Source organism: Streptomyces sp. SID3343 (assembly GCF_009865215.1).
Lineage (GTDB): Bacteria > Actinomycetota > Actinomycetes > Streptomycetales > Streptomycetaceae > Embleya.
This window is the reverse complement of sequence record NZ_WWJX01000525.1, coordinates 1-2,080: the sequence shown is the minus strand read 5'-3', so window position 1 is coordinate 2,080 and position 2,080 is coordinate 1. Positions and strand designations below refer to the sequence as shown.

The window sequence follows — 2,080 nt, the reverse complement described above, 5'->3', positions numbered from 1 at the left end:
AGCCGGCGGAGTAGCGCGCGGGCCGGGCCGGTCCGGGCTCCGCGCCGTCCTCCCGCAGCCGCCGGGCGGCGTCGGCGACCAGTACGGCTCCGGTGCTGCGCGGGGCGCAGGCGAAGCGGATCGGCCGCGGGTCGACATGGTGGCCGGTCGGGACGGTGTCGCCGATCGGGTCGATCTCCACCGCGACGACGAGCCCACGAGTGTGCGTGTAGCGGTGCAGGACGGCGAGGTAGGCGGCGAGCACGGCGGCCGGCTCTCGCGCCGCGGCCAGAACGCCGTCGGGGTCGGCGACGAGGTGGGTACGGGCGTGCACCACCGGGCCGTTGCCCCTGGCCGCCTCAACGGGGAGGTCGAGCAGCGGTGTCGGGGCGTCCTGGGCCGGGTCGTCGACGGGAACCGCGTGGTCGGGGCTCTCACCCATGTGTCGTCTCTCCTCCCGCCGTGGCGTCCGCGACTCGGCCGGGGCGGGGTGGCCCCGTTCAATGTGGCTCGGTCGTGCTTGGCTCGGTCGTGCTTGACCCGGTCGTGCTTGACCCGGTCGTGCTTGGCTCGGTCGTGCTTGGCTCGGTCGTGCGCGGCCCGCTCAGGCAGCCCGCTGGTGCGTGGCCCGACTGTTCGTGGCCCGACTGTTCGAGGCCCGTCGGGTGCGGCTTCGCGCGGTGCCCGCCGTCAGTCCGCGGCGAGGCGTTCGCGGACGCTGCGGGGCCGCATGTCCGTCCAGACCCGCTCGATGTGGTCGAGGCACTCCTGCCTGGTGCCACTGGTGCCGTCCTCGCGCCATCCGTCCGGCAACGCGCGATCGGCGAACCAGATGGAGAACTGGTCCTCGTCGTTCACCACGACGTTGTAGACGCGGTCGTCCGCCTGCTCCTCCATCGAAGTCCCCTTTGGTGTCGGTCGCTTGGTGGCCTGGTGGGTCGATCGGTCGATCGGTCCGTCGTCGACCGGGCCCTCGTGCTTTCCCGATGCGAATTCGGACGCGTCCCAGAATTACCCGTCGGGCGCGGATCGCGAAAGGGCACGGGAAATAGTCCGGAAAGGGCTGACGGGTTCCTGAAAGAAAAGCCCCGACGACCCGAACTCCGTCGCAGGATGCCTGTTCGGGGCGACCCGTGCCCTCGTCCGGCGACGCATGCCCTCGGGTATGTCGTGTGATGACGAGCGCGGCGACCATGAAGGGCGCGACCGTGACGAGCGCGACGGTGTCGACCGCTCCGGGCAACCCGAGGAGGCTTCCGGTGAGCAATCCCGCACCCGTGGATCTGCGCTCGGACACGGTGACCCTGCCGACCGAGCGAATGCGCGAGGCGATGGCCTCGGCACCGGTCGGCGACGACTTCTACGGCGAGGACCCCACCGTGCGGGCCCTGGAGGAACGGGCCGCGCGACTGATCGGCACCGAGGACGCGCTGTTCGTGGTCGGTGGCACGATGGCGAACCTGGCGGCGGTGATGGCGTTGGTCCCGCCCGGCCACGAGGTGCTCGCGGAAGCGGATTCCGACCTGGTCCGCTGGGAATCGCACTCGACGTCCGGACTCGCCGGCGTCCAACTCACCGCGATCCGCGGGCAGCGCGGCGTCTTCGGCGCCGACGACATCGCCGAGTTGCTCGCCCGCGACGACTGGCGGGCTCCCCGTACCGGCCTGGTCGCGGTGGAGAACACGCACAGCGCCGGCGGGGGTTCGGTCTGGGACCTGCGCCGCCTGGGCGAGGTCTCGGCGGCCTGTCGCGCGGCCGGTGTCCCGCTGCACTGCGACGGCGCCAGGCTGTTCAACGCATGCCTGGCGGGTGGGTATGCGCCCGCCGCCGTCGGGGCGCTGTGCGACACCGTGACGTTTTCCCTGTACAAGGGCCTGGGCGCGCCGATGGGTTCGTTGCTGTGCGGTACGGCCGAGCTACGGCTGCGCGCGGCCGACGTCCGGCGCCGGCTCGGCGCGACGTTTCGACAGGTCGGCATCGTGGCCGCGGCCGGCTCGATCGCGCTGGACGGGATCGACGACCTCGGCGCCGACCACCGGCGCGCGGCCGAACTCGCGCGCGGGCTGCGCGAGGTGCTGCCCGCGTGGGCGGCCCCGGACAA

General features: G+C 72.6%; 3 protein-coding genes. 1 reads left to right on the top strand and 2 read right to left on the bottom strand.

The genetic code is table 11. The features are described from left to right. Positions 1 to 421: hypothetical protein (locus GT354_RS16510; protein WP_161357069.1), on the bottom strand; the 421-nt coding region annotated here is incomplete at its 3' end. Between the two features lie 248 nt (positions 422 to 669). Next, the gene (locus tag GT354_RS16505; RefSeq protein ID WP_161357068.1) at positions 670 to 876 is read right to left on the bottom strand and encodes an MbtH family NRPS accessory protein; all 207 of its coding nucleotides are present in this window, start codon (positions 874 to 876) and stop codon (positions 670 to 672) included. A 362-nt stretch (positions 877 to 1,238) separates the two neighbouring features. On the opposite strand from GT354_RS16505, the gene GT354_RS16500 reads away from it, so the two are divergent. Next, positions 1,239 to 2,080 (top strand): threonine aldolase family protein (locus GT354_RS16500; protein WP_161357067.1); only part of this gene is annotated, 842 nt, incomplete at its 3' end.

What these genes read in the sequence shown, in the direction of transcription:
- GT354_RS16505 (WP_161357068.1), bottom strand. Translation starts at nt 876, where the DNA reads ATGGAGGAGCAGGCGGACGACCGCGTCTACAACGTCGTGGTGAACGAC.